18 protein-coding genes are annotated in these 23,976 nt (G+C 36.5%); 11 read left to right on the top strand and 7 right to left on the bottom strand.

The genetic code is table 11. The annotated features are described in order from the left end of the window. Positions 1–212: 212 nt before the first annotated feature. Positions 213–1,859, bottom strand: a complete 1,647-nt coding sequence (locus SP041_RS05055; RefSeq protein ID WP_025564680.1) for a diguanylate cyclase — start codon at positions 1,857–1,859, stop codon at positions 213–215. A gap of 435 nt (positions 1,860–2,294) precedes the next feature. Between SP041_RS05055 and SP041_RS05050 the strand changes: the two genes are divergently transcribed. The 3 genes from SP041_RS05050 (at position 2,295) to SP041_RS05040 (ending at position 4,990) form a co-directional block, all read left to right on the top strand. Further along, positions 2,295–2,678 (top strand): DUF2750 domain-containing protein, encoded by a 384-nt coding sequence (locus SP041_RS05050; protein ID WP_025564681.1) that lies wholly within the window; start codon positions 2,295–2,297, stop codon positions 2,676–2,678. A 139-nt stretch (positions 2,679–2,817) separates the two neighbouring features. After that, a complete protein-coding gene (locus SP041_RS05045; RefSeq protein ID WP_025564682.1) occupies positions 2,818–3,474 on the top strand; it encodes a DUF1007 family protein in 657 nt (218 codons plus the stop codon). Positions 3,475–3,622: 148 nt separating this feature from the next. Further along, positions 3,623–4,990 (top strand): L-serine ammonia-lyase, encoded by a 1,368-nt coding sequence (locus SP041_RS05040; RefSeq protein WP_025564683.1) that lies wholly within the window; start codon positions 3,623–3,625, stop codon positions 4,988–4,990. Positions 4,991–5,187: 197 nt separating this feature from the next. Here SP041_RS05040 and SP041_RS05035 read toward each other — a convergent pair whose 3' ends face one another. The 3 genes from SP041_RS05035 to SP041_RS05025 form a co-directional block, all read right to left on the bottom strand. Further along, positions 5,188–5,661 carry an FKBP-type peptidyl-prolyl cis-trans isomerase gene (locus tag SP041_RS05035; RefSeq protein WP_025564684.1) on the bottom strand — a complete coding sequence of 158 codons (474 nt, stop codon included), beginning with the start codon at positions 5,659–5,661 and terminating at the stop codon, positions 5,188–5,190. Positions 5,662–6,210: 549 nt separating this feature from the next. Beyond that, a complete protein-coding gene (locus tag SP041_RS05030; protein WP_025564685.1) occupies positions 6,211–9,327 on the bottom strand; it encodes a multidrug efflux RND transporter permease subunit in 3,117 nt (1,038 codons plus the stop codon). After that, complete coding sequence (locus tag SP041_RS05025; RefSeq protein ID WP_025564686.1) at positions 9,327–10,403, bottom strand: efflux RND transporter periplasmic adaptor subunit; 1,077 nt, start codon at positions 10,401–10,403, stop codon at positions 9,327–9,329. The genes SP041_RS05030 and SP041_RS05025 overlap by 1 nt, the downstream gene beginning before the upstream one ends. Before the next feature lie 312 nt (positions 10,404–10,715). On the opposite strand from SP041_RS05025, the gene SP041_RS05020 reads away from it, so the two are divergent. Continuing rightward, positions 10,716–11,024, top strand: coding sequence for an antibiotic biosynthesis monooxygenase (locus SP041_RS05020; RefSeq protein ID WP_037049074.1), 309 nt, complete (start codon positions 10,716–10,718; stop codon positions 11,022–11,024). 301 nt (positions 11,025–11,325) lie between these two features. Here the strand turns inward: SP041_RS05020 and SP041_RS05015 are convergent, their stop codons facing one another. After that, a complete protein-coding gene (locus SP041_RS05015; protein ID WP_025564687.1) occupies positions 11,326–11,982 on the bottom strand; it encodes an NAD(P)H-dependent oxidoreductase in 657 nt (218 codons plus the stop codon). Positions 11,983–12,257: 275 nt separating this feature from the next. Here SP041_RS05015 and SP041_RS05010 point away from each other — a divergent pair, with 275 nt between their 5' ends. Then, complete coding sequence (locus tag SP041_RS05010) at positions 12,258–13,169, top strand: LysR family transcriptional regulator (RefSeq protein ID WP_025564688.1); 912 nt, start codon at positions 12,258–12,260, stop codon at positions 13,167–13,169. Between the two features lie 442 nt (positions 13,170–13,611). Continuing rightward, the gene (locus tag SP041_RS05005; protein WP_025564689.1) at positions 13,612–13,908 is read left to right on the top strand and encodes a hypothetical protein; all 297 of its coding nucleotides are present in this window, start codon (positions 13,612–13,614) and stop codon (positions 13,906–13,908) included. 442 nt (positions 13,909–14,350) lie between these two features. On the opposite strand, the gene SP041_RS05000 is transcribed toward SP041_RS05005, so the two are convergent. After that, positions 14,351–16,264, bottom strand: coding sequence for a methyl-accepting chemotaxis protein (locus tag SP041_RS05000; protein ID WP_025564690.1), 1,914 nt, complete (start codon positions 16,262–16,264; stop codon positions 14,351–14,353). Positions 16,265–16,595: 331 nt separating this feature from the next. On the opposite strand from SP041_RS05000, the gene mnmA reads away from it, so the two are divergent. The 3 genes from mnmA to purB all read left to right on the top strand — a co-directional run bounded on the left by mnmA (position 16,596) and on the right by purB (position 19,948). Beyond that, positions 16,596–17,699, top strand: coding sequence for a tRNA 2-thiouridine(34) synthase MnmA (mnmA, locus tag SP041_RS04995; protein ID WP_025564691.1), 1,104 nt, complete (start codon positions 16,596–16,598; stop codon positions 17,697–17,699). Positions 17,700–17,840: 141 nt separating this feature from the next. After that, positions 17,841–18,470: a high frequency lysogenization protein HflD gene (gene hflD / locus SP041_RS04990; protein ID WP_025564692.1), complete on the top strand. Its 630-nt coding sequence runs from the start codon at positions 17,841–17,843 to the stop codon at positions 18,468–18,470. A 107-nt stretch (positions 18,471–18,577) separates the two neighbouring features. Then, a complete protein-coding gene (gene purB, locus SP041_RS04985; protein ID WP_025564693.1) occupies positions 18,578–19,948 on the top strand; it encodes an adenylosuccinate lyase in 1,371 nt (456 codons plus the stop codon). 127 nt (positions 19,949–20,075) lie between these two features. Here purB and SP041_RS04980 read toward each other — a convergent pair whose 3' ends face one another. Beyond that, positions 20,076–20,996 carry a DMT family transporter gene (locus SP041_RS04980; RefSeq protein ID WP_025564694.1) on the bottom strand — a complete coding sequence of 307 codons (921 nt, stop codon included), beginning with the start codon at positions 20,994–20,996 and terminating at the stop codon, positions 20,076–20,078. A 237-nt stretch (positions 20,997–21,233) separates the two neighbouring features. On the opposite strand from SP041_RS04980, the gene SP041_RS04975 reads away from it, so the two are divergent. Further along, on the top strand, positions 21,234–22,361 hold the full coding sequence (locus SP041_RS04975) for a cupin domain-containing protein (protein ID WP_025564695.1): 1,128 nt from the start codon (positions 21,234–21,236) through the stop codon (positions 22,359–22,361). Positions 22,362–22,767: 406 nt separating this feature from the next. Further along, on the top strand, positions 22,768–23,397 hold the full coding sequence (locus SP041_RS04970) for a flavin reductase family protein (RefSeq protein WP_025564696.1): 630 nt from the start codon (positions 22,768–22,770) through the stop codon (positions 23,395–23,397). Positions 23,398–23,976 lie beyond the last annotated feature (579 nt).

Below are 23,976 nucleotides of genomic sequence, written 5' to 3'. Positions count from 1 at the left end.
TTTTTCTAAATTTTTAATCTTTTATTATTTCTTCATAAGACAAAAGAATATTAAACTTAAAATTTAAATTAGTTGATTCAAATACTGCTGGTGAGACCTACATAAATATAAAAAGTTCTACAACTTAGGAAATAAATAGGTTAAATGTCAATAAGTAGTCAAATACGGAGGAGTTACTATTCTGTATTTGACTTTAAAAGTGGAGTAATGCTTTAACTTTTTACAATTCTGTTTCTGCCCGTTTCTTTTGCTTTATAGAGAGCTTCATCTGCTCGATGTAACCAATCTTTAAATTCCTCATCTTCTTTCATAGTAGCCATGCCGGTACTAAACGTCACTTTTCCTACACCATCAAAGTGAAGTTGTGAAATTTGTTCACGCATCATATCCATTCTATTAAAGGTACCGTCAGCCGTTGCTTCCCATAATAAGATAACAAACTCTTCACCACCCCAACGACAAATCAGATCTTCAGCACGCATATTAGCAGTGAGTTTATTGGCAAAGGTACACAAGACTTCATCACCAACATTATGTCCAAAATTATCATTTACCGCTTTAAAGTGATCAATATCTAACACAGCCAGTGTAATCGTTGAACCGTGTCTTTTAGCTCTTGCAAGCTCTTTATCAAGCAACGATATAAAGGCACGTCTATTATACAAGTGAGTTAAAGGGTCTTTAGAAACAAGCTCTTCAAGCTTATCATTCTGTTCGCTCAGCAATGCATTCTTAGAAGATATCTCCTCTGTACGCTCCATGACCATTTTTTCTAAATGCACGGTGTGAGAACGTATTTTTTTAAAACTACTTTGAAAGGCTTTAGAAAGTTGGCCAATTTCATCGTTTGAATAAACCCCCTCAAAATAATCATGTTTGCTATTGACCGAGGCTTTTATTTCTTTTGTTAGTTTAATAATAGGCTTAGTTACTTTATTAGATAACTGACTAATAAAGATTAAAAATACTGCCATCAAAATAGCTGAAATGATTAAAACGTTAAATATAATCTCATAGATATCTCGAAAAATTTCCGACTCTTCTGTCGTTACAAATAAGATCCAACCAGGCAAGTATTCCAACTTAGAGAAAGTAACTACTTTGGATTCATCAAGATTTTTATCCATGTAACTTCCATAGCCATTATTTTGTGATTGCGTTTTCTTTACTATTTCATTGAATCCAGGAAATTTAGGATTTACATTGGTGGATATTTTATTAACTAAGATGAAGTTTTTAAGAGGATGAGAAACGACTAAACCATTTGCATCTACCAACCATGCATAACTCTCTTTACCTAATTTGATAGAGGATAATTTTTTAGGGAGTAATGTTATTGGCATGGCAACAGCAACAGTACCACTCCACTTATTTTCTTGATCTCGAACAGGCACAGAAATTATAATAACCGGCTCTTCTGCAAAACGACTGTGGATCGGGTTAGAGATATAATATTCTTTATCGTCCCACTGATCTGCACGTAAAAACATTGGGTGAATGGCTTTCATCGTACGACCATTAACATCCGTTAAATCTAAGTTTTTATCCACATAAATAGCATTAATGAAATCACCGTCACCTACCCACATTAATTTTTTTAATAAGGTAACAAGACTTTCTTTGTCATTGCTAACGGTTTTAAAATCATCACTTAATACTTTTAATATCGACACATCTTTAGCAAAATCTTGGCTAAGCATACTGGCATGCATTTGAGATATTTCTGTAGACTTTGCTAATTCTAAATCGAGCATACGATGACGTTCATTAAGAAAAATGGTGAGTAAAAGTAAAGAAGTAAATGCAATCATAACTAAAGAGTAAATAGTAATAATTTTAGCTTTTATACTATGAAACATAATTATCCTAAGATTTTTGTCGTTGAATGACAAAATGAGAATTTTAATATTTAATGGAAATAAAGTTATCTGCTTTGCAAATAATAAGTAGTGAAAGAAAATAGTGGTTAAAAAGTGAGAATAAAGCTGACTCTTTCATATAAATCAAAAAATTAAGATTAGTTTATTATTTTTCAGTCACTGTTTAATGACTTTATAACATTTTTATATATTACTATAAAAAAATCAACTTTAGCTAGATAAAACAATCATAATTAACTATTTCATTTGCTTTTATAGGATTAATTTCACGTTATTTAACCTTAACTTAGCATAATGAGATAACGGTTTTATCGCTTCCAAATAATTATTAATAAGAGGTAAATCTATACTAGTAAAATAGAGTATTTACTTTAAGCTTACGGGTTACTTAATTGATAATAGATAGGATATGCAATGAGCGAATTGACTTCACAACGTATTAAAGAAATTTTAAAGTTTGATCAACAACAACGCTTTCAATACTTATGCAAAGAAGTTAATAAACAAAAACAAATTTGGTTATTAATAGATGAACACGGCTGCGTTATGCTTAATACGGAAGATGAAGATTGCGTTCCTGTATGGCCTAACAAAGAGTTTGCAGAAGAGTGGGCAACAGAAGAGTGGGCACATTGTAAAGCAGAAGCAATAAGTTTAGATAAATGGTCTGAACGTTGGACACGTGGATTAGAAGAAGATGAATTATCAATCGTTGTATTTCCCGATAAAGACCTTAATGGATTAATCTTTTTCCCTGATGAATTCGAGCATGAAATAAAGCTACAAGCTAAAAAGTAAACGTATAGCTTATTACTGATACCAGTGGGCTTAGGTGAGTGTCGCGATATAAAATGTCATAAAACATTTACAATAAAATAACCCCACTTTGCTGTATTATTTTCAAGTTATTGAATGCTAAAAATAAAAAAGAGTCTATATGTACACAAGATTTACTTCATTAATTCAGGGGTTAGCTTTAAAAGTAGCACTCCCTTTTACTTTATTTTTTCCAGTTTTCGCCACTGCACACCCTCATGCATGGGTTGATACCAACACTTACATCGAAAGTGATGACACACATATTACTGCTTTACACATGACTTGGGCATTTGATGCAGAAACATCCACTTACATGCTACAAGGTGAAGATGTAAGCCCTGAAAAAAAGGATGCAACATTACATAAGCTAGCACAAGGTGTGGTGGGCAATATGTATAACGAACATTATTTCACATACTTGTATGACGGAAATGAGCCCGTTCGCTATAAAGAAGCGCGTCACCCGCAACTCATCCAAGATGGTAATAAACTAGTGCTTAGTTTTGAATTACCCTTATCAAGCCCAATTGCTTTTAAAGATAAAAAGTTCAAACTCTATATCTACGATGAAACTTACTTTGTCGATATGTCATGGTTAGATAAAAGTAATATTCAACTATCTGAACAACTGGCAACACAATGTACGAATGAATTACTCGCCCCTAAAGCGTCAGATGAATTACGTGCATATACATTATCGCTAGCAAGTGACGTAGCACCCGATAATACAATCGGCCAATTATTCTCTCAGAAATATCAGTTACACTGTCAATAAGCCAAAAAGACGAAACCAAGAGTAAGTAGCTCATTCGTTCACGATAAAAAAGCCCTGCTACTGACTGCCATGAATGTTTACGATCATGAATACTTACTATCATGACCGTCAGCACTCTTCCTCCCCCTTTCTAGTCCTAGGAATTATTATGCTGTCTATCTTTGATATTTATAAAATTGGCATTGGTCCATCCAGCTCACATACGAGTGGCCCTATGTTAGCCGCTTATTTATTTGCCACTGCTAACCAACACGCTGTAACACGTATTACTAATATAAAAGTTCAGTTATACGGTTCTTTATCATTAACTGGTAAAGGCCATCATACAGACCGAGCATTGATGTTAGGGTTAATGGGATTTAAACCCGATACTGTTAAAACTAATACTGCTAATCTGCTATTAAAGGCAATATCAGAGACAAAAACACTGCCTTTTTTAAACCAGCACTCAATTGCTTTCGACCCAGATATTGATATTGAATTTCTTCGTGAAAGCTTGCCTCTACACGAAAATGGCATGCGTTTAATTGCTTATCAAGGCGAGCAAGAAATAGATTCGCATACTTACTACTCTACTGGTGGCGGCTTTATTAGCACAGCAGAAGAATTATTAAACCCTATTAAAACACCTAAAAATACGGTGCCGTTCCCGTTTAACTCCGCTGAAAGTTTATTGAATCTAGCAGACCAAAATGGCTTAAGCATTGGGGGGTTAGTGTTAAAAAATGAACTGAGCTTTTGTACTGAACAACAACTTGATGAAACAACCACCAAAATCTGGAAAGTTATTTCTCTATGTCTAGAACGTGGTTTACAAACTGAAGGCATATTAGAAGGTGGTTTGAAAGTAATACGTCGAGCGCCAGCTTTATTCAAAACACTCAAAGCCAGTGAAGGGATTGATAACGATCCAATGAGTATTTTAGATTGGGTCAACTTATACGCATTTGCAATTAGTGAAGAGAATGCCTCTGGTGGCCAAGTTGTTACCTCGCCGACCAATGGCGCAGCGGGTGTTATCCCCTCAGTATTAATGTATTACAACAAATATATCCGTGAAATAGATAATACTCAGTTAAAAGATTTTTTAGCGGTATCCGCTGCCATTGGCATGTTATACAAAATGAATGCCTCCATTTCAGGAGCTGAAGTCGGTTGCCAAGGTGAAATCGGTGTCTCTTCATCCATGGCAGCAGCAGGTTTAACGGCGATTCGTGGCGGTAGTAATGAGCAAATATGTATTGCCGCAGAAATCGCAATGGAACATTCACTCGGAATGACCTGTGATCCTATTGGAGGTTTAGTACAAATTCCTTGTATAGAGCGTAATGCAATGGGCGCAATGAAAGCAATCAATGCGTCTAGAATGGCGTTGAAACGAAACAGTAAATCACTGATATCATTAGATAAAGTAATAGCGACTATGTACCAAACAGGGAAGGATATGAACAAAAAATATCGAGAAACATCACAGGGAGGATTAGCTGTCATTCACATGGCGCCACCTTGTGAGTAAGCTTTATTTGTGGTGTTTTTTGTAGAAATTTTTAACTGCTTTTTTTAATGTATTTTTTAGTGTTTTTTGTGATTTTTAAATTCATAGCTAGTTCATCGCTTTCTAATAAAAAACCTCTAAGCATCTAATAAGGTGCATAGAGGTTTCTATTTTAAAGCCAATTAATTAGAGGCATTTACCTCAGCATTAGTCTTGCTTTATTTATTGATTTTTAATAACTCAACGTCAAAAATCAATAATGAACCAGCAGTGATTTTACCTGCGTTACGATTACCATAAGCGAGTTTACTTGGAATGAAGAAACGAAACTTATCACCTTCCACCATCAACTGAACACCTTCAGTCCAACCAGGAATAACTTGATTTAAACCAAAAGAAATTGGCTTACCACGATCGACAGAGCTATCAAATACCGTACCGTCAAGTAATGTACCGTGATAATGTACTTGTACGTTACTTGTTGCAGTCGGGTACTCAGTCCCTTCGCCTTTTTCTAGTACGAGATACTGTAATCCAGACTCAGTGGTTTCCACGCCTTCTTTAGTTGCATTTTCAGCTAAGAAAACCTCACCTTTTGCAATGTTTTCTGGTGCGCTTTTTCCTGCATTCATAGATTGAAAAATGAAAAATGCGACGATTAAAATTGCTGCGATTAAAATAAATTTGACCATTATAAATACCTATTGTTATTCAAATATAAAATGAAGTGCGACTGTACTAAATTTTATAGCTTAGTTTAAGAGTTGTATAAGAATAGTTTTAAATAGTTTGATAATAATTCAGTTATGTAAACCATGAAGTGGATATGAAACTCGATGATTGATATTAAAATAGAATGATGAATAGGTGCTTGAAGGCTGTTGGTACTTTAAATAGAGTGACTAATAGATACTTAAAGACAGTTGGCACTTTAAATAGAGTGGCTAATAGATACTTAAAGACAGTTGGTACTTTAAATAGATAGTCAATATTTTGAATAGATAGTCAATATTTTGAATAGATAGTCAATATTTTGAATAGATAGCAGCGTTTTGAAGACGGTATTAAACATTAACAGCAAGTTTACAATAAGCCTTTATCATAGTGATCAATCACTATACTGCTTCAGTGCTTACAGCATTACAGGCTATGCGATTAAAACGGTAGGCAATAAAAAAGCGAGGTTATTGGTATAACCTCGCTTTTAAAATACTTATATCCCTTATTTTTAATGACGATGCTTAATCGCTAGAAGATACCGTTTTCTCTTCACTTAAACGCAACTCTTCATTAAGTAGTTTTTCTACATGACCCGGTGAATGGGTTCCACCTGATATCAATCGGTACATGGCAGGAATAACAAATAACGTGACCACCGTGGCAAAAGCCATTCCGAAGAACACCACTGTCCCAACAGAAATACGACTTTCAGAACCTGCACCATTAGACATAATTAACGGGATAGACCCAGCTAAAGTAGTAAACGCTGTCATTAATATTGGGCGTAAACGACGTGCAGAAGCATCAATAATTGCCACTTCTAACGCATGACCCTTGTCACGTAATTGGTTAGCAAATTCAACAATCAAAATACCGTTCTTAGTCACCATACCAATTAGCATGATCATACCAATTTGACTATAAATATTAAGCCCTTGTTGCATCACAACCATGCCAATAAAGCCGCCTAATACCCCCATAGGAACAGTAAGCATAACCACTAATGGATTGATGAAACTTTCAAATTGCGCGGCTAATACTAAATAAGCCACCAGTAAAGCTAAACCAAATACAATGAATACACTGCTCCGATTTTCTTTATACTCTTTTGATTCGCCAGTATAAGAAACTGTAATATCACTTGGAAATAATTCAATGGCTTTAGCATCTAAATAATCTAATACCTCACCTAATGATTTACCTTCCGCAGCACTGCCGCCCAAAGTAATCGATTTTTGTTTATTGTAATGCGATAATCTATTTGCTGATGCGACCTCTTCAATATCTGCCAATGTATCTAAAGTAATCAGATCACCACCTCTTGTGCGCATATAAATCTGACTTAGGTCGCTCACATTATTAAAGCTATTTTCATCACCCCGTAAATAAACATCATATTCTTCGCCACGTTCAACATAAGTCGTTTCACTACTTCCGCCTAACATCACTTCTAATGTTTCAGAAATATCATCCAAACTAATGCCTAACTCAGCAGCACGTTCTTTGTCTAAGGTAACCACCAGCTCAGGTGTTTTTTCCGAGTAATCAAGGTCACCACCAACAACCATGCCATCAGCTTCAGCCTCTTGTCTTAACAATTCAGCATACTTTTCTAACTCTTTGTAATCTGAACCACCTAATACAAACTCAACTTGGTCGCTCGATCCACCTCGGAATCCAGGTAATAAAGGGCGAACACGGATATCAGGTAAGTTTTTTAATGCTTTATTCACCAGTCCTAGCGCTTGAGTAGCAGAAACAGTTCTATCATTCCAATCTTCCAAAACCATGATAACAAAACCTGTTTGGTCACCAGCATTACCACCAAAAGCAGGAGCTTGAGTACTAAATGATTTAATAACGCCCTGTCCTAATAAAGGCATTAAACGCTCTTGCACAAGATCCATATTCGCAGACATACGGTTAAAACTGGTTCCTTCAGCGCCTTTTACGAAAGCGAAAATCACCCCTCTATCTTCTTTAGGTGCAAGTTGAGAAGGCACTTGTTGCATCAAGAAATAACTACCTGCAATACAAGCAAGAATGACTAACGGCGCCGCTAAACGCAATTTCATTGCACAATTTAAACCACCGCGGTAAACATTCTCTAAACGGTTAAACTGCTTATCAACCCAGCGATTAAAACGATTCTGTTGTTGATGCTCTTTCAGCATTTTACTAGCAAGTACTGGCGTTAAGGTTAATGCGATAAATGAAGAGAAAATAACAGACATGGCCAATAACACAGAAAACTCAGTAAATAATAGTCCCACCATACCGTCCATAAAGGAGATAGGTAAAAAGACCATTACTAATACTAAGGTTGTGGCAATAACGGCAAAGCCAACTTCTCTAGTTCCTTTATAGGCAGCCATTAATGGCTTTTCACCTTTTTCCAAGTGGTGGAAAATATTCTCAACAACAACAATCGCATCATCGACCACCAAACCGATCGATAAAATAAGCGCCATTAAAGTAATGAGATTAATTGAGAAACCAAAATAATAAGCAGCAATAAAAGAAGAAACTAATGAAACAGGAACAGTAATAGCCGGAATAATAGTCGCTCTAGCTTGGCCGATGAAAATATACAAAACCAAGACAACTAAACCACCCGTTATCATTAAAGTGCTATAAACCTCATCAATAGAACGCTCAATGAATACCGTAGAGTCATAATTTAAAACTAAATCAGTATTATCAGGTAAAAACTGTTGGATATTATCCACTTCTTTACGGACTGACTTGGCGACCTCCAGTGGGTTAGCATCTGTTTGTGTAATAATACCTAAGCTTAGATTTACAATACCATTATTTTTAAAAGCAGAGTTTTCATTTTCTGCACCAACATAAACTTTGGCAACATCTTTTAAATAGATTGGCGTACCGTCATTAGCGGTACGGACCACTAAATAATCAAAGTCTTGAGGTTCTGCATACAAACGGGCCGTTCGAACTGACATCACAGTGGTATCATTTCGCACTTCACCACCGGGACTTTCAACATTTTCAGACTCTAATGCTGAAATAATGTCACTGACCGTCACCGAACGTCCCGCCATCATATCGGGCTGTAACTTAACGTACATTACTTTGTATAAACCACCAGTAACGTTAACTGAACTAACACCCGTTATTAAGCTAAATCTGTCGGTTAAAGCACGTTCTGCATAGTCGGTGAGTTGCGTCCTATCCATGGTTGAAGATTTAAGATTGATATACATGGAAGGTTCACCAGAACCATCATCTTTAGACACAATAGGTTCATCTGCCTCATCGGGTAACGCCCCTTCCGCTTTTGCCACTGCATCACGTATGTCACTGACACCTTCTGTTAAGTCCCAGCCAATATCAAAGGTAACGGTGATACGAGACATGCCATTACGCGTAACAGAATCAACTTCATCGATGCCACTGATTCCGGTTACTTGGTCTTCAATAACAGAAGTAACTTGGCTTTCCATGATCGTTGCACTCGCCCCTTCATAACGAGTGGTGATTGAGACAACAGGGCTTTCAACATCGGGCATCTCTCGTACAGCGAGCTTTTCAAATGAAACTATCCCAAAAACACAAAGCAATAGACTTAATACTATTGCCATTACGGGCCGTTTTACAGACACATCGGATAACCACATTATTTGCTATCCTTTTTCTTAGGTTTATTCAGTTTTGCTGTTGTATCATCAGTTTCTTTAGTGGTACTTAGGTCGTTAACCGTTAATCCATCACGCATATTAACTAACCCTTGTACGACGATACGCTCACCAACTTTTAAACCTGATTCGATGATAGCTTGGTCTTTAATTCGAGCACCTAATTCAACTTCTCTGCGTTCTACTTTATTATCGACCGTTACTACATAAACAAAACGTTTAGTACCTGAATACTCTATAGATTGCACTGCAATAATAGGTTCATTAACCGCTTTAAAATCAAGACGTGCAGACAACAACATACCTGGTTTTAATTGCTGACTTGTATTGTCAAACAACAAACGTACTCGAAGGTTTAATGTATCAGGATTAATACGAGAATCGATCGCCATAACTTTACCTGTAAAGGTTTTATCACCCCAAGCACGGGTGGTTGCAGAAACATCCATCCCAACTTCAATTTGAGATAAGTAACGTTCAGGCACAGGAAGATCTAAAGTCATTTGTGATAGGTTATCTAATGTTAATAAGGTTTCACCAATTGAAACATTCTTCCCTTCACTAAAATCAAGTAGCCCTATCGTGCCTTCAAAAGGTGCAACAATGCGATGATTATCCACAAACACTTGAGCCGCTAATAAACGCGCCTTACCAATTGCTACCGATGATAATTGAGCATCTAACTCGGTCTGTGTAATCGCTTGTTTTTTAATAAGACGTTGGTAATCTTTTAATGTTCTTTGTTCATTCGCTAAATAAGCTTTAGCTTCTGCCAATAATGCATTAGCACCGGCATTATCTAAACTAATCAATAGTTGGCCTTTTTTGACTTTTTGATTGGCCTCCACTGCAATTTTTGTCACTTTCGCTGCCACTTCAGATGCAATACTGACGTATTGTTTCGCCTGTAACTTACCAATCAAAGACAAAGACTGAGTGACTTCATGTGTATCAACTATCTCACTTTTGACGGAAACAGCAGGAGCAGCAAAAACAGAATAGCTAAACGAACTCAGCAATAAACTAGTTAACATAAAAACAGTATTTAATTTATTCATTATTTTTTCTTCTAAATAAGTGGGTAAGACAAACAATAAAAAATCAACAGCATCCAGCTATCATTTCCTATCATAAAGTAAAAAGAACAAAAGATTGTGAAGAAAATATGGAGAAATAATAATAAACTTGAAACAAAACAGATAATTAATAGAGTTTTTCTATTGAAATGGATAAAAACCAGCTAGTTTTTTGTAAATACTCATATTAGTTCACAACAACAAATAGCCATCGATGCCTATAATTAAATCCTTCAATAAATAGGATCAACTTTATCGAGAATAGTTAAGATAAAGTATTATAAGGAGAGCTTTATGGTCGTCGTATTATTTCGCTGGGAAATAAACCCAGTACATGAAAAAGTATTTAAAGAGGGTTGGACTGAATTAGTACAACGTAATATTGAAAAATATGGCGCACTAGGATCTCGATTACATAAAACAAAAGATAATCAATGGGTTTCCTATAGCCAATGGATAAGTGAAGAACATTATCTAAAAGCACAAGGGTTGGAAGACAAACATGAAGGGGCAAGATCTAAAATGCTCACTGCTATTATCAGTGCCGCAGAGCCTTTAGTTCTCGTTCCTGTATTAGACCATTTAATATCCAGTAAACTCTAATCGCATCATCGTATTTAGTCCCCATTTATACCGCTTACCTTTAGCGTTAACAAAACAGCGCTAAACATAATTTTTAATAAGATGTCGTCATAGTTGTTTATTGTTATAACTTTACCAGCAACTAACAACTAGCGTTGACTAAACGAAAAAACTCAAATGAGTTAAAGATAAACCAATATCTTTAACTCATTATTGGACTAACAAAAATCGACTAAAGAAAGTGAATGTGCAGCGCCTAATTCTTAATAAAATGAATAAAGCATTAACGCTGCTGTATCGATTTGCTTACCCGAAATGGAGATTAAATAACCTTGAGTACTTTATCCATTGTTAAACGCGTTTTAGGCAGAGAAAAATTATAATCTTCTGACGGATGATGGTAACCAATCGCTAATGCAACATGACATTGATAATCACCTAGTTCATCGTAAAAAATGTCACCAATTAACTCACTATCAACGCCTTCCATTGGTGTTGAATCGACTTTCAGACGAGCTAAAGTGTGCATTGCGTTACCTAAGGCAATATAAACCTGGGATTTAGTCCAACTTTCATTATTGCCTTGTTCGTCAGTATTAATATCAGCAAAAGCATAACTACCAAATGCTTTTGCTTTATCTTCCAATTTAGTACGTTTATCAGCAATACCTTGGTCGACCACTTTCTCATAATCAGCACGCGTGTAAGCTGGGTTATGTGCAAATAAAATAATATGTGAACAAGCTAAAACATGATGTTGGTTAAATTGAAATTTATTAGCAAAAGAACCGACCATTCTTTGTTTTGCAGCATCACTTTCAATCACAATAAACTTCCAAGGTTGTGAGTTTATTGATGAAGGAGAAAGGCGTAATGCTTGATACAACACATCAAGATCTTGCTGGGCTACCTTTTTGCTTGCATCGTATTTTTTCGCTGTGTAACGCGTTTCTAAATCATTAATAATTTGATCATGTATTGCCATATTGTCGAATCTCATTTATTGGGTGGATAATATAAGTTGTCATTAAACGTATAATTGTTATTAAAAGATATCGTTGTTATTATGTCGTTAGAAGGTATAGTTGTCGTTAACAGTGTCGTTATAATCATCTCCACTATTTTAGAAAGTGATATTTTGGAAAGTGATTGTTCACCGCTATACCGCTAATAATGAATAAACATATTGTACACTTGACTCTTTTATTTGATAATCACACTTAAATTTGAATAACTTGATAATTATTTTTGAATATGTATCACTTAAACGATCTCAAATTAGCCATCAGAATTGCTGACCTACAAAATATTTCAGCAGCCAGCCGTGAACTTAATTTAACACCAGCCGCAGCCAGCGCAGCATTAAAGCGCCTTGAACAACGATTAAACTGCCAATTATTTGTTCGCTCAACACGTAACATGCGATTAACAGAAGAAGGCCAACTGTTTATTGAAAGTAGCCGTGAAGCAATCAATATCCTAGAGCTAGCAAGTAATACATTAAACAATAATAACGACCAATTAAGTGGTGACTTAGGGTTAAGCATGCCTTCAGATTTAGGCAGAAACATTGTGAGTGCTTGGATAAATGAGTTTTTAGTCTCCGCCCCTTCTTTAACCCTCACCTTGTATTTAAGTGACCACATGAGTGATTTAATGGATCAAAAAATCCAACTTGCACTTCGATACGGTCATTTAACGGACTCAGTACTTAAGCGTAGATATTTAACTTCATCACCTCGTTATGTAGTCGCTTCACCGACTTATATAAAAGAGTTCGGCCAACCAAATAGCCCAGCTGAATTACAACAACATAAATTATTAAGCTGGAATCTAGGCAGCAAAAATCTTCAACAATGGACATTTAATAAAGACAATCAGCGTATACAAACTCCTATATCTCCAATCAAAACCACCAACGATGGTGCCTTATTAAGACAATGGGCAATAGCAGGACAAGGTATTGCTTATAAAAGTTGGATAGATATTGCGGAAGATGTAGAACAAGGACGGTTGAAAGTACTATTAACAGATTACCTGACTGAAGATGTTCCCTTGCAACTCGTTTATTTACAAACCGATTACCCTAGAAAACAGTTACGTATGGTGATTGATTTTTTACAACATAAATTCAGTGAGTTTAGTAAACGATATCCGCCGCCTTAGCTAAGCCTTTATTAATGTTTAGTGTCACAGCTAAATATCCTTCAATTAACGTAGGGAGGTTAACTTGAGATGATAGACATAAAGATAGGTATAGTATTTAACCTACGGTATTCAACTAATAACACCATCATCAATAGTATCAATAGAGCTAAATAATAGATGTTGTCCACCAGCAAAAAAGCAAATCAACGATTGCCTAGCCGACCTTCATATTTCCCCTATACCATTTCCATATAACTTTAAACTAAACGCCCCACAGACAATAGGTTCACAATAAATTATTCGCTATACCTGCGACGATTCACTTTTTATATGAATGTTAACTTTATAAATAATACAGAATATTCAATAACTCAGGTCGCGTTATTACCGACTACCAAGGACTTACCGACATTTTTAAGGTAGAGTCAGTGGTAGTTTTCCTTAAATGAGCAAATATTAAATGTCAGATGATGTTAACGAGATTTCAATACAACTAGAAAAAATCATTCAACCACTACCAGCAATGCACCTCGCACAATTAACCGCCTTCGCATTTGGTTTACCGCCATTATACTTTTGTCGTGAATACCAACCGTTAGCCCAAGAATCAATCATTAAACATTGCCAACAACGCTTACTTAACTTGCTTAATACACAAGAAATAACATTACAGCAATTAACTCACTTACTCGCTGAAAAAGAGTTTTTTGATGCAGAAGAAGCAAGCTTACGAGTGGGTCCAGAATTAGTTGAATAACAACAAATGGCTATAAGTAAGAAGTAAGCTGCAATATAAGTAGCTAAAGAAAGAAAAAAATTAAAAAATAAATGACTAAAGCAGATTGGTAGTGAAACAAATTCTATAAAGAGCTTTATTAAGAACCTCAGCTTGAATAATGGTAACGCAAATCTCATTATCCAAGCTGATATGCCTGTTAGCATTCAAGATGCAACATTCAGCAAGCCGTGAAGCGAGCCAATATAGCCAGAAAGGGAAAGATCTAACGAGTTAAATCGACACTTTCTAACAACGAAGGTGTTTACTTCACCGTTTTCCCTCTGGGTCGTTAGCTTGAAAACCAACTCTGCATTGCAACCTTCGATAAGGACTCGCCATTGCCATCATATTGCACCAAGATTTGCAGTCCAAGCTAACGACTGAACAATGCATATTGGACAGTAACGGGTATATATTCACTTTATTTTTCTAATTTAAAGCGATCAACAATACTGTGTAGTTGGTTATTAACTTCATGGATATGATGGGTTTCTTCATTTACGTTAGCCCCTGTTGTTGTCAATTCTTGAACAATATTATGAATACGTGACATATTTTGACTCACTTCCCTAATCACACTATTTTGCTCATGAGCAGATGAAGCGATTTGATTGCTCAAGTCATTAATTTTTGAAACAAACCCGCTCATTACCTCTAAGCTATCTGCGACACTCGCCGCCTCAGCCACTGTTTGTTGACTGGTTTCACGAGTACTGCCAATTGAACTAACAACTGAAGTCGACTCATGTTGCAGTTTTACCAATGCACTTTCAACTTCACCCGTACTGGTTTGTGTACGTGCAGCGAGCGCGCGAACTTCATCGGCAACCACAGCAAAACCGCGCCCTTGCTCACCTGCTCGAGCAGCTTCAATCGCAGCATTTAAAGCCAATAGATTTGTTTGATCGGCAATCGCACCAATCACACTTAAAATTGAACTAATATCTTGCGTTTCTTGGCTCATATTCGCTACGTTAACCGTTGCATTTTCAACTTCTTTAGACAGACGTTGTAAACTTACCTGCGCATTAGCAATAATTCCTTTGGACGTTTCACCTGAATTATTTGCTTCTTGTGTAAATTGTGCTGTTTCTTGTGCATTATTTGCCACCATTTCAGCAGTAACGCTTAGTTCCTCAACGGCAGTCACCACTTGCTCTGTTTCTTGCTGATGCTGAGACAATATATCCGCACTTTTATCAGAATGATTTTTTAAGACTTCAACTCCCTCTGATAACCGACCACTGACACGTTTCACGTCTAGCATCATCAACTGTAATGTTTCAATAAAGGCATTCACATTCATTGCAATTTGGCCGAGATCGTCTTTAGAATTAACTGCTAACCTCTGCGTTAAATCACCACTACCATCAGATAAATTACCAATTAATGTTTTTAATGCAATCACCGGTTGATAAATGCGGTTAAGTACTAGAATTAATATAACGATAAATAATGCAGCGATAATTAAAACCCAAAAGAATAATTCCCATGTCGCATCAGAGACGGCTAAAAAAGCCACTTCATCTTTTACTGCAACCATTAAGTACCAAGGTTCACTGCCTTCGAGCTTAACGCTAGTCGACACCATGACACTGGGTTTACCGTCAAGTTTAATATCTTCAATAATGCGTTCTTTTGTGAACATCTTTGCAGAAAAATCGCTTAGCTCTTCAATATCTTGTACTTGCTCTTGTGGTTTTGCGATCTCATTGGTTGAAGCGAGTACCATTCCTTTGTGATCTACAAGAATCGCAATATCATCGTCAGCAATGTGCACACCTTCAACGAGTGTTTGTAGATAGGTTAACCGAACATCGGATGCTAATACTCCGCCCTTAATTGAGTGAACGGCCAGTAAAAGCAATACACCTTCCTTAGTAGCAAATACGTCACTTAATTTTAAATCAGTACTTTTTTTACCTAATTGATACCAAGAACGAGTACGTGGATCATATTTAGACGGAATACCAATACCGCCAGGAAATGACTCAGATTCTCTTGACGTATAAGAACGCCCATCATCCAAACCTAATGTTATTTTACTGATACCAGACACGGTTTTAGTCAGCATCATGTATTTTTCATGATCGGTTTGATAATTGTTTGTTTTGTACAATTCAGCTAAATGAGTAACAGGAGAAGAATAAGAAGCGATATAGCTTTTAATATTATTCGCTTCATATTGAGAAGAGCTAATAATATTATTGATAAGTGTTGTTTTAGTCGTTGCTTCTAATTTATTAATTGAAATATAACAAGTGATCCCTAACGCCAAAATAAGTAACCCTGTTATTACTACAATTAAAATATTCTTAAATCCAAGCTTGCTCATAAATAATTCCTTTCATAACTTTTAAATAACTTAAAAGCAATGTCAGTGCTTTTTTCTTATTTCAGTCTACCCATTTAAGGTTATAAATTAACAAGGTTATTCTCCATAAGTATCAAAACCATGACCCCAGCCTCATAATCATATAATAATACTTTATGGTTATTTTTAAGTAGATCATACAATCTGCTTAATTAATTAAAATGCAATAAAATTCAAACTAAAAAATAAATTAAGCTTAACAAATATATTCCTTCCTCCTTCTCTACATTATTAGTTTAATTGACGCTAAATTCTGCTAAAATCTGGCGCTCAATTTGTTGGAGAATAATTTATGAAAGACAACAGCCAAACTAAAGTGATCGTCGGTATTTCCGGTGGTGTTGATTCGTCAGTATCTGCTTATTTATTACAGCAGCAAGGCTATCAAGTAGAAGGCTTATTCATGAAAAACTGGGAAGAAGATGATACTGATGAGTATTGTTCAGCCGCTCAGGATCTTCAAGATGCACAAGCCGTCTGCGATAAATTAGGTATAAAGTTACATACGATCAACTTTGCAGCAGAGTATTGGGATAATGTATTTGAGCATTTCCTAGAAGAATACAAAGCTGGCCGCACACCTAATCCAGACATTATGTGTAACAAAGAAATTAAATTTAAAGCCTTTCTTGAGTTTGCTGCTGAAGACTTAGGTGCTGATTTTATTGCAACGGGACACTACTGTCGTCGCCGTGATGTTGATGGCAAAGCACAATTATTGCGTGGCCTTGATAACAATAAAGATCAAAGTTATTTTTTATATGCAGTCGGTGGTGAACAAATAGCGAAAACCTTGTTCCCAGTTGGCGAATTAGAAAAGCCAGAAGTACGACGTATTGCTGAAGAGCAAGACTTAGTGACGCACAATAAAAAAGACAGTACCGGTATTTGTTTTATTGGTGAACGTAAATTCACTGATTTTTTACAAACATATCTACCTGCGCAACCAGGTGATATTGTTACGCCTGAAAATGAAGTGATTGGTCAACATCAAGGTTTGATGTACCACACACTAGGCCAACGTAAAGGCTTAGGTATCGGTGGTTTACAAAACTCAAATGAAAACCCATGGTACGTTGTCGGTAAAGATATGGACAACAATCGTTTATTAGTTGCTCAAGGTGCGGATCATCCAGCTCTATTTTCATACGGTTTAATTGCTAAAAAATGTGATTGGGTTGATAGAACACCTAAAAAAGAAAGCTTTAAATGTACGGTTAAAACACGTTACCGCCAAACTGATATTCCATGTACCGTTAATCCAATTGATGACGACACATTAGAGGTTATCTTTGAGCAGCCTCAAGCAGCGGTAACACCAGGCCAATCAGCAGTATTTTATATTGATGATGTTTGTTTAGGCGGCGCGATCATTGACCAACATTTACAAAAGTAATATTGGACTAAAAATAGCAATCACTAAAACAGCATAAAGAAGCAACGGTGCTTAGCAATAGGTTTTAAGTTAAATTTTAAATAACCTATTTCTATTTAAGCAAACTGAGCAACATTAATTCAAATTAGAAGTGTATCCATTATGTCATTCCAAACGTTAGAATCTCGTAGCATTGCTTTTGCTGCAATGTGCCAAGCCGCCTATCTGGTTGATAAAATAGCTAACAAAGGTATTTGTCCTGATGCAGTTGCTTTTAATGCCTCTTTACGTTCTATTGTTCGTACAGATAGTGCGGCACCATTGGAAATATTTGGTGGTCATGAATCATTAAAATTAGGTTATAAAACGGTTGTTGCACAACTAGATAATGTTGATGGTAGCCGTAACATGCAAGTGACTAAATATGTGGCGGGTTTAATCGCATTAGAGCGTAAGCTATCAGCGAACCCAGGTTCATTAAATCTATTAGGCGAACGTATTAACCAAGTTAATCGTCAATTAGCGCACTTTGAAATTGATGATAGTAGTGTATTAAGCAACTTAGACTCTATCTATAAAGATCTTATCAGTAACCTAGGCCCTAAAATCCAAGTTAATGGCAACCCTTCATACTTGCAACAAGACCATACACAGCATAAAATTCGCGCATTATTATTAGCCGGTGTTCGTGCGGCCGTATTATGGCGTCAAGTTGGCGGCAAACGTCGTCAATTATTACTTTCACGTAAAGCCATCGTGCATCAAACAAAACAAAATTTACTGCGTACATAACTTACTACAAACACAGTTAAGAGTTTACGAAGAAAATATTTGAATGACCGTTTCCTACAGGGAAGCAGAAGAACCTATTTAAACAACCTACATCTCAGGAGCAACAAATGGAACTTTCAGGACTAACAGCTGTATCACCAGTTGACGGCCGTTACGGTAGCAAAACTGCAATTTTACGCGACATCTTTAGTGAATTTGGTTTAATCAAATTCCGCGTACAAGTTGAAGTGCGTTGGTTACAAAAACTAGCACAAACAGATGGTATCGCAGAAGTTCCTGCTTTCTCTGCTGAAGCAAATGCTCACCTTGATGCAATCGTTACAAACTTTAATGAAGCAGATGCGCAACGTGTAAAAGACATCGAAGCAACAACTAACCACGATGTAAAAGCGGTTGAATACTTCTTGAAAGAGAAAGTAGCAGACGTAGCTGAACTACACGCAGTATCTGAATTCATTCACTTTGCATGTACTTCTGAAGACATTAACAATCTATCTCACGCATTAATGTTAGGTACTGCTAAAACAGACGTTATCTTGCCTTACTGCAACCGTATTGTTGATGCAATTAAAGCAAAAGCGATTGAATACAAAACAATCCCGATGATGTCTCGTACACATGGTCAGCCAGCATCACCGACTACACTAGGTAAAGAATTTGCTAACGTGGTAGCACGTCTACAACGTCAAGTTAAGCAAATCGAAGCAACTGAGCAGCTAGGTAAAACAAATGGCGCTGTAGGTAACTACAATGCTCACCTTAGCGCTTACCCAGAAATTAACTGGCAGGGTTTTGCTGAAGAATTTGTGACTAGCCTGGGTGTAACATTTAACCCGTTCACAACACAAATTGAACCGCATGATTACATTGCAGAGCTATTTGATGCGATTGCACGTTTCAATACCATTCTTTTAGACTTTGACCGTGACGTATGGGGTTACATTTGCCTTGGTCACTTCAAACAAAAAACAATTGCGGGTGAAATTGGTTCTTCAACCATGCCACATAAAGTAAACCCAATTGATTTTGAAAACTCTGAAGGTAACTTAGGGCTAGCAAATGCTATCTTTGATCACCTAGCAGCGAAACTACCTGTTTCTCGCTGGCAGCGTGACTTAACAGACTCAACGGTATTACGTAACTTAGGCGTTGCTATCGGTTATTCTGTTATCGCTTACGAAGCAAGCTTAAAAGGTATTAGCAAGCTTGAAGCAAACGAAGCAAACATGTTAAAAGATTTGGATTCAAACTGGGAAGTACTAGCAGAGCCAATCCAAACGGTAATGCGTCGTTACGCTATCGAAAAACCATACGAAAAACTGAAAGAATTGACTCGTGGTAAACGTGTAGATGGCCCAGGTATGTCTGAGTTCATCGATACTCTAGAGTTACCTCAAGCCGTGAAAAATGAACTTAAAGCAATGACACCAGCTTCTTACATTGGTCAAGCGATTGAGTTAGTAGACAAAATGGCATAATCGCGTAAAGCGAGATGATAGTGCTTAATGAAAGTTAGGACCTAATCATTTATAAAAGGCAATCTTCGGATTGCCTTTTTTGTTTGTTCTCTTTTTTATTGCTAACGATGTCCCGTATTGTTATTGCTCATTTCCTCAATACTTCACTTCTGCCCTTTCTTTTAAGATAAAGTAGGAAAGGTTGTAAGCCGCTATAACAGGCAATACCGACCGAACAGACAATAATCGAAATTAACATTTGTAGTGTCATTAATTGATCTAAAAACACCATTGCCAACAACACCGAGACAATCGGCACTAATGCCATAATAGTTGAAGCGGTAACAGCGCCTAACTTGTTAATAGAATAAGTCATGCAGAATAACGCAATAATACTAACAATAATGCCCTGATAAACGCCTTGTAATAAGATTTCATCGATAGGTGCAATACTAATATGGCTCGGTAAGAAAACCCAAATTGGCGTGAAGAATACAGCGTTAATAAGCGGTACAGCAATCATGACTGTCTTTAAGTTTAGCCCCCAGACTTTCATTGATACCGAATAAAATGCAATGGCAAAGGCCGCCATCAATAACCAGAATAATGCACTTAATGTTGCTCCACCGGTGCTGGTAAACAATAAAACATTAGCCACTAAAATAAGAAAAACACCGACATATTGGGCGTTGTTTAAACGCACTTTTTTCCATACAAATACTATGGCGGCACACATGATAGGTAACGAACCATTAATAATAACGCCAGTATTGGCCGCATCAGACATTAACAAACCAATCAAACTCGCACAGACATAAAACAAACCACAACATAAACTACAAAGAATGATTCGTGGCGTAAACAACGCTTTAATAGAGGTTTTACTGAGTAAGGCATAAATCAACACTATCGACCCAGCCGTTACAAATCGAATACCGGTGACATCCCAAACAGTTAATGCACGTGAAAGCCCCCATTTGGAAATAATAATCCAGCCAGACCAAATCATCACCATCGTCAATCCGGCTAATAAACCGGTGACTTTATCAAACTTGATCGACCTTTCCATTATTGCTCCTTGTCTGTATTTGCTTTAGCTGTTTACTTAACTATTTGTTTAAAAAGTAATATAAGTAAACTAATTTATTTAGCTCGGCAGATCAGATTACTCACCAAATAAAAACAAAGCAACGCTTTTAATATTATTCACTTTAAAGATAATACAAAGCTGCATGCTGTATCACTATCGTGCTTATAAATGACCTGTTACACTCCAAATAATTTTTATACTCAAAGGCTTTCCCCCATGTTTGAACTTAATTTTGAAATTAACCAGTTTTTAGATACCTACTGGCAAAAGAAACCAACCTTTATCAAACAAGGTTTTGTAGACTTCCAAGATCCAATTGCTGTAGATGAATTAGCGGGTTTAGCAATGGAAGAAGACTTGGAAAGTCGCTTAGTATATTTAGAAAAAGAAGAGTGGCATGCAGAATGTGGTCCGTTTAAAACCTTCGAACGTTTAGAAGAAGATGGCGCCACTTTATTAGTACAAGCTGTTGACCATTGGCATCCAGATGCACAACAGTTAGTCCGTCCATTTCGATTTTTACCAAACTGGCGTATTGATGATCTGATGATCAGCTATTCAACACCTAAAGGTGGCGTAGGCCCGCATATTGATAACTACGATGTATTTATTATTCAAGGTGAAGGCAAACGTCATTGGCGTGTTGGTGCTCGACAAGCATTACCAGAATTCGCTGCACATGGTGCGTTAAAACATTGTGCTCCTTTTGAAGCTGCAATTGATGTTGAAATGGAGCCAGGCGATATTCTTTATATCCCAAGTGGTTGCCCACATGAAGGTTACGCTATTGAGCCATCACTTAACTACAGTGTTGGTTTCCGTGCACCGGATCAAAATGACCTATTAAGCAGCTTCACTGATTACAATATTGATAACAATGAAAATGCATTACGTTACACCGATATCCCAATGCAAGTACGTGAAAAGCCAGGTTGTATTGAAGAAGCAGAGCTCGCTAAATTACATCAAGTAATGTTAGAAAACTGTAAAACACCAGAACATTTAATTCCATGGTTTGGACGAATGATCAGTGAAGCTAAGCATGACTTAGATATTGCAATGCCAGAGCATCCACTTGAAAGTGAAGATGTGATTGAGTTCCTAGAAGATGGTGCACAATTCACACGCTTAGGTGGATTACGTGCCGTATATTTTGCACAATCTCCTAAACAAGTCTTTATTAATGGCGAAGTTTACGACTTTTCAGGCTTTACTCAACTTGCACAATATCTGTGTGATCAAGATGAAGCAGCCAGTGAGTTACTTGAATTATTCAAAGATGAACCTGAAGCACTTAACTTATTTACTCAACTAGTTAACCTAGGTTACTGGTACGCTGAATAGCATTGTTCAGAACAGCTTTAACATACAGCTGTAAATAGCAATTAATTAAAATATCACCGAGTCTCATCAGGTTCGGTGATATCTATTCATTAACAGGTTCACTTCTTTAATTCCTTTTAACATTCGTCTTTTTCATCAACATCTATCTTCTTTATCTACATGCCAATTTCTGTTTATCATTCTCTATTTACCATAAACATGTTTATGTTTACGGTTACCTATTTGCCTATCACTAGTCGTTTCTATTTCAATTGTTTAGAAAACCAATAAAATATGTCACGATGAAGCCTCAGTTAATAACGTCACGATCTGATCTTAACTTGGTTGAAATCAGTATTGCTATCACTACTTATAGAACGATCCATGATAGTTATCGTCAATAATCATTAAGGCTATGGAATAAAATATGCAACTTAACTTTTCAGATTACAGTTCATCAGAACGCTACCACTTGATGACTCAAACCATTGTTCCACGTCCCATTGCTTGGGTATTAACCGAATCAGACAACGACAATCATCAAGAAAGTAATTACAACTTAGCGCCCTTCTCATACTTCACAGCCATCTCAAGTGATCCCGCTATTTTAATGATATCGCTAACTAAAAAACCAGATGGTGGTGATAAAGATACGCTGATTAATATCTTAAAAAATAAAAAGATGGTGATTCATATCGCATCAGACAATCAAGGTGAATTAGTCACTAAAACCGCCGCAACACTAGCCTACGGAGAATCAGAGTTAACTGAAGCGGGATTAACAACCACAGCCTTTGATGGTTTTTCATTACCACGTTTAAGCCAATGTGATGTTGCCTATGGTTGTGAATTATATGAAGTGAAAGAGATTGGCGATTTACCACAAAGTTTAATTTTTGTTGAAGTGAAACAGTTGTACATTAACGATAATATATTAAACACTGAAAACCCAGATCGTATCAATATTGCTGCGGATAAGTTAAAACCATTAGCCCGATTAGGCGGTGGTGAATACGCGTCAATTACCGACCCTTTTAGCTTTAAAAGACCTGATTAATCAATACTGAAACGGCTTTATTAACATCGTTTTATTAAAGCCGCTTTGCTTATCAAAACCTTTCTCTTTCATAACCTGAACGAGTAACGTCTGTCTTTCTATTTAGTAACGCCCTTCTTGCTATTCAAAATAAGCGGTTCAAAATAAACTATTCAAAATACGCCATTCAAATAATATTAAAAAGCATCCACTCCTTTAGCGATTAAAAAATAAAGACTTATAGCCCCAAGTAAACACCCAGCAGATAAAACCTAAATCCCACTAATGGTATCTACCATATTACTAATGCTCATTTATAATATTTTAAAAAGCAATATACTACTGGCTATATTTTGATGCGGACTTTAGAGAAAACAAAACGCCTCTGAGTACAACAAGTGAATGCTAATACCAATGGAATTAAATAAGTGATCAGAGATTACGCAGGAAAAATTAACACTAATAAGGCGTGAGTTGTAGGAGATAGTTGTTCTCACTTCAAAACTCACAACGCAGTTAGGGGTGACTTTAACCAGCAAGAATGATCACCTTATTAATTCTTTTGGTATAAAGTACAAATTAGCTAGCTTTTCATCACTC

The sequence above is a fragment of the Psychromonas sp. SP041 genome, from assembly GCF_000470315.2.
Classification (GTDB): Bacteria; Pseudomonadota; Gammaproteobacteria; order Enterobacterales; family Psychromonadaceae; genus Psychromonas.
Note: the sequence above shows the minus strand (reverse complement) of the source record. Positions and strands in the feature narration are given on the sequence as shown.

What these genes read in the sequence shown, in the direction of transcription:
- SP041_RS05055 (WP_025564680.1), bottom strand. Translation starts at nt 1,859, where the DNA reads ATGTTTCATAGTATAAAAGCTAAAATTATTACTATTTACTCTTTAGTT.
- SP041_RS05050 (WP_025564681.1), top strand. Translation starts at nt 2,295, where the DNA reads ATGAGCGAATTGACTTCACAACGTATTAAAGAAATTTTAAAGTTTGAT.
- SP041_RS05045 (WP_025564682.1), top strand. Translation starts at nt 2,818, where the DNA reads ATGTACACAAGATTTACTTCATTAATTCAGGGGTTAGCTTTAAAAGTA.
- SP041_RS05040 (WP_025564683.1), top strand. Translation starts at nt 3,623, where the DNA reads ATGCTGTCTATCTTTGATATTTATAAAATTGGCATTGGTCCATCCAGC.
- SP041_RS05035 (WP_025564684.1), bottom strand. Translation starts at nt 5,661, where the DNA reads ATGGTCAAATTTATTTTAATCGCAGCAATTTTAATCGTCGCATTTTTC.
- SP041_RS05030 (WP_025564685.1), bottom strand. Translation starts at nt 9,327, where the DNA reads ATGTGGTTATCCGATGTGTCTGTAAAACGGCCCGTAATGGCAATAGTA.
- SP041_RS05025 (WP_025564686.1), bottom strand. Translation starts at nt 10,403, where the DNA reads ATGAATAAATTAAATACTGTTTTTATGTTAACTAGTTTATTGCTGAGT.
- SP041_RS05020 (WP_037049074.1), top strand. Translation starts at nt 10,716, where the DNA reads ATGGTCGTCGTATTATTTCGCTGGGAAATAAACCCAGTACATGAAAAA.
- SP041_RS05010 (WP_025564688.1), top strand. Translation starts at nt 12,258, where the DNA reads ATGTATCACTTAAACGATCTCAAATTAGCCATCAGAATTGCTGACCTA.
- SP041_RS05005 (WP_025564689.1), top strand. Translation starts at nt 13,612, where the DNA reads ATGTCAGATGATGTTAACGAGATTTCAATACAACTAGAAAAAATCATT.
- SP041_RS05000 (WP_025564690.1), bottom strand. Translation starts at nt 16,264, where the DNA reads ATGAGCAAGCTTGGATTTAAGAATATTTTAATTGTAGTAATAACAGGG.
- mnmA (WP_025564691.1), top strand. Translation starts at nt 16,596, where the DNA reads ATGAAAGACAACAGCCAAACTAAAGTGATCGTCGGTATTTCCGGTGGT.
- hflD (WP_025564692.1), top strand. Translation starts at nt 17,841, where the DNA reads ATGTCATTCCAAACGTTAGAATCTCGTAGCATTGCTTTTGCTGCAATG.
- purB (WP_025564693.1), top strand. Translation starts at nt 18,578, where the DNA reads ATGGAACTTTCAGGACTAACAGCTGTATCACCAGTTGACGGCCGTTAC.
- SP041_RS04980 (WP_025564694.1), bottom strand. Translation starts at nt 20,996, where the DNA reads ATGGAAAGGTCGATCAAGTTTGATAAAGTCACCGGTTTATTAGCCGGA.
- SP041_RS04975 (WP_025564695.1), top strand. Translation starts at nt 21,234, where the DNA reads ATGTTTGAACTTAATTTTGAAATTAACCAGTTTTTAGATACCTACTGG.
- SP041_RS04970 (WP_025564696.1), top strand. Translation starts at nt 22,768, where the DNA reads ATGCAACTTAACTTTTCAGATTACAGTTCATCAGAACGCTACCACTTG.